The 3822-nt window shown below is 76.5% G+C and carries 3 protein-coding genes and 1 pseudogene; all 4 read right to left on the reverse strand.

Features of this window, described 5'->3' with window-relative positions:
* Nucleotides 1–13 precede the first annotated feature (13 nt).
* Nucleotides 14–940, reverse strand: a complete 927-nt coding sequence (gene fmt / locus ABZ914_RS48280; protein ID WP_500201346.1) for a methionyl-tRNA formyltransferase — start codon at nucleotides 938–940, stop codon at nucleotides 14–16.
* 3 nt (nucleotides 941–943) lie between these two features.
* The gene (gene def, locus ABZ914_RS48285) at nucleotides 944–1489 is read right to left on the reverse strand and encodes a peptide deformylase (RefSeq protein WP_151542021.1); all 546 of its coding nucleotides are present in this window, start codon (nucleotides 1487–1489) and stop codon (nucleotides 944–946) included.
* A 107-nt stretch (nucleotides 1490–1596) separates the two neighbouring features.
* Nucleotides 1597–3423 carry a hypothetical protein gene (locus tag ABZ914_RS48290; protein ID WP_500201347.1) on the reverse strand — a complete coding sequence of 609 codons (1827 nt, stop codon included), beginning with the start codon at nucleotides 3421–3423 and terminating at the stop codon, nucleotides 1597–1599.
* A gap of 100 nt (nucleotides 3424–3523) precedes the next feature.
* Nucleotides 3524–3822, reverse strand: a pseudogene (locus tag ABZ914_RS48295) (primosome assembly protein PriA); the annotation flags it as partial.

The raw sequence follows: 3822 nt of genomic DNA on the forward strand, positions 1-3822 counted from the left end.
CGGGTCGGCGGCATCAGTGCAACGCGTCCTTGTCGGTGAGGTCGGCGCCGCGGATCCAGTCCGCGGCCGCCATGCGGCGCTTGCCCTGCGGATGGACATCGCCGAGCGCGACGGGGTGCGTGGCCGTGCCGACCAGCACCTCCTTCTTCCCGGCGCGCAGCTCGCCCGGCGCCAGCCCCTCCGCGTCGGGGGCGGGGCGCACCGGGCCGAGCTTGAGGCGGGCGTCGCGGAACGTCGTCCACGCGCCGGGCGCGGGCGTGCAGGCGCGGACCAGGCGGTCGATGTGCAGCGCGGGCGTCCGCCAGTCGACGCGGCCGTCCTCGGGGGTCAGCTTGGCCGCGTGCGACACGCCCTCGGTGGGCTGCGGGCGCGGCTCGAGGACGCCGGCCTCGATGCCGTTCATCGTGTCGAGCAGCAGGCCGGCGCCCGCGACGGCGAGCCGTCCGAGCAGGTCGCCCGTGGTGTCGGTGGGGCGGATGGGCTCGGTGAGCACCCCGTAGACCGGGCCGGTGTCGAGGCCCTCCTCGATCTGGAACGTGGCCGCGCCGGTGACGTCGTCGCCGTGCAGGATCGCCCGCTGGACGGGCGCCGCGCCGCGCCACGCGGGCAGCAGCGAGAAGTGCAGGTTCACCCAGCCGTGCCGGGGGATGTCGAGCGCCTCGCGCGGGAGCAGCGCCCCGTAGGCGACGACCGGGCAGCAGTCGGGCGCGATCTCGCGGAGCCGGTCGAGGAACTCCGGGTCGCGGGCCTTGGCGGGCTTGAGCACCTCGACGCCCGCCTCGGCGGCGCGGACCGCGACGGGGCTCGCCTCCAGGTGCCGGCCGCGGCCGGACCGGGCGTCCGGCCGGGTCACCACCGCGGCCACCTCGTGGTCGGACGCGAGCAGCGCGTCCAGCGCCGGGACGGAGGTCTCGGGGGTTCCCGCGAAGACGAGGCGCATCGGCTAGATCGCCTTCCCGAAGGTCCGGTGCGGCGACTCCTTCACGACGGGCGCCGGGTCGCCGAACCACTCGGCCTCCCGGATCGCCTTCATCGCGGCCTTGCGCTGCTCGGGGTCCATCCGGTCGATGAAGATGATGCCGTCGAGGTGGTCGGTCTCGTGCTGGACGCAGCGGGCCAGCAGGTGGGTGCCCTCCAGCGTGATCGGCTCCCCGTGCATGTTGAAGCCCTTCGCCACGACGCCGACCGAGCGCGGCGTCGGGAACGCCAGGCCGGGCAGCGACAGGCAGCCCTCGTCGTCGGTCTCCTGCTCGTCCGACAGGTCGAGCGTCGGGTTCACCACGTGCCCGAGCCGGTCGTCGACGTAGTAGGTGAACACGCGCAGGCCCACGCCGAGCTGGGGCGCCGCCAGGCCCGCCCCGGGAGCGTCGATCATCGTGTCGGTGAGGTCCTTGACGAGCTGGCGCAGCTCCTTGTCGAAGTCCTTCACCGGCTCCGCGGGCGTGCGCAGCACAGGGTCGCCGAAGAGGCGGATGGGCTTGACTGCCAACGAGGACTCCGTTCCTGCGGGTGGGGCGCCGCGCGCCGCTCGTGGGGGCGCGCCGGGCGGGACCGTGGGTGTCGCGGCCTCCAGTCTACGGAGGGATCACGCGGACCTCACACGCCGCCGTTCCCGGCGGCCCCCGCCGAGCGGGCCTTGTAGGCGGCGGTGCGGGCGGCCTTGGCGGTCGCCTTGTCGGGATGGTGGTCGCCGAGCGCCTCCAGGACGTCCGCGACGCCCGGGTGGTCGGTGCGCCACAGCTCGTCCACCATCTCCCGCATCTCCGCCCCGGGCGGCGCGTCGACCAGCGCGGCCGCGACGGCCTCCTCCGGTTCGGCGGTCTCCAGCATGCCGGCGACGGTGTCGACGAACACCCACAGGTACTCGGTGCGGGACAGCTCCCGGCCGGCCGGGTCGCCCGCCGCGTTCAGCCAGAGCGCCGCGTACGGCGACACGAGCGGGTGCTCCTGCGCGGCCCGCACCACCGGCGCGGCCTCCGGGCCGACGCGGTGCAGGACGGCGGCGGCGAGGTTGCGGGCGCCCGGCCCGCCGCCGCGCATCACGTCCAGCAGGTCGGCGGCGGCGTCCTTGACGTCGTGGGAGGCGAGCCACCCGTCGATCTCCTCGTCGGCGGTCTCGGGCCGGTGCCAGGCGAGCCCGGCGACCAGCTCGGCGGCCGGCGCGCCGGCGAGCTCCCCGACGACCGGCGCGGTGAACCCGTCCGACAGCAGCAGCTCCCGCACGCCCCACACGCCGAGCGGGGTGAGCGCGCGGCCCCCGTCGCCGGCGGGCTCGACGACGCCCCAGCGGGCCAGGTCGTCCAGTTCGAGGACGAGCGCGTCGCGCACCGCCGTCGCCAGGGACCGCTCGTCGGAGATCTCGTAGGCCTCGGCGACGTGGCCGAGCAGCGCGTCGGCCAGCTCGTCCGGGGTGGCGGGCTCCTCCTGCTCGTACAGGTGGATCAGCACGCCGGTCAGCTCGTTCTGGACCAGCTCGATCGCGTCGAGCCCGTCGGACGGGTCGTGCTCGGGGACGGCGACGGAGTCCAGCAGCCGCAGCCAGAGGCGCAGCACGCGCTCGTCGTCGCCGGAGTCGAGGTCCTGCAGCGCCGGGCCCGCCGCGGCCTTGCCGGCCTCCGCGCGGATCACCCCGGCCTCGGTCGCGGCCCACCAGAGCCGGTCGAGCTCCGGCAGGTCGGTCTGGTCGCCGACCTCGACGTCGGGGAGGCGGCGCGGCGTGGCGAGGCCGAGCGCGGCGACCGCGGCCTCGGCGTCGGCCGCGGTCAGCTCGTCCAGCTCGGTGAGCGCCCGCTCGCCCGTCCACTCGGCCAGCGCGCGGATCTCGGCGGTCAGCCCGGAGCGGCGCGCCGCGTCCGCCAGGTCCGCCACCGGGGCCAGCCGGACCGGCGGGACGACGAGGTCCTCGGTGCGGCGCAGGTACTCCTCGGCGCGGGCGTAGCGCTCCTCGTCGGGCAGCGCCTCGAACTCCCGCATCCACTCCTCGACGGCGGGCTGGTCGTCGAGGGAGATCCCGTCGGCGTCCATCAGCCCGGCGACGACCTCCGCGGCGACCTGCCGCTCGGCGCTGTCGGTCGCGGCGACCACCTCGGTGAACTCCGGGGCGAGCCGCTCGATCTCGGCGGCCAGCTCCGCGGCGCGCTCGCCGGGCACGACCCCGGTGTCGCCGAGGAACGCCGCGATGGCGCGCAGCGTGTCCAGCACGGACGGCACCTCGTCGGCGCCCGCGACCACCGTGTCCGGGAACACCTCCAGCAGCAGCCCGCGCAGCGCGGCGGGGGTGAGGGCGTCCGGGCCCTCCAGCCCCATCTCGCGCCCGGCGAGGTCGAGCAGCAGCTGAGCGCCCTGCCCGTCGATCTTCTCGCCGCGTTCGTCCGCCCAGCGCCGCAGGTCGCCCGCGGTCGTCTCCACCCAGTTGTCGGCCACCCGAGAACCCTATTGGCCCGCGCCTCCCGCGGGGGCCAACTCCGCGCACAGCCGCGCCGCGCCGCCGCGATCCGCTCCGGGACGGACGCCCTCGCCGGGATCAGATGAGTTCGAGAGGGTCGACCTGGACGCGGACGGTCTCGGCCGCCTTGCGCGCGCTGCGGACGCCCTGGGCCTCCTTGAGCGCGCGCGCGAGCGCGGGCCCCGCCGCGCGCGGCACCCGGACGAGGGCGCGCTCCTTCTCCGGCCCCTCCGCACCCGGCTGCCTCGGCACGGGCACCGGCCCGAGCACCTCCGCCCCGTCCGGAAGCCGCGCGTCCGCCAGCAGCTCCCGGATCGCCGCCGGGGTCGCGGTCAGCGACGCCATCCGCGCCGCCGGCGGGAACCCCGCCTCCCGGC

This window comes from Spirillospora sp. NPDC046719 (assembly GCF_040645715.1).
Taxonomy (GTDB): domain Bacteria; phylum Actinomycetota; class Actinomycetes; order Streptosporangiales; family Streptosporangiaceae; genus Spirillospora.

Bases quoted from the DNA above. Each gene is read 5' to 3' on its own strand.
- fmt (WP_500201346.1), bottom strand. From the start codon at position 940: ATGCGCCTCGTCTTCGCGGGAACCCCCGAGACCTCCGTCCCGGCGCTG.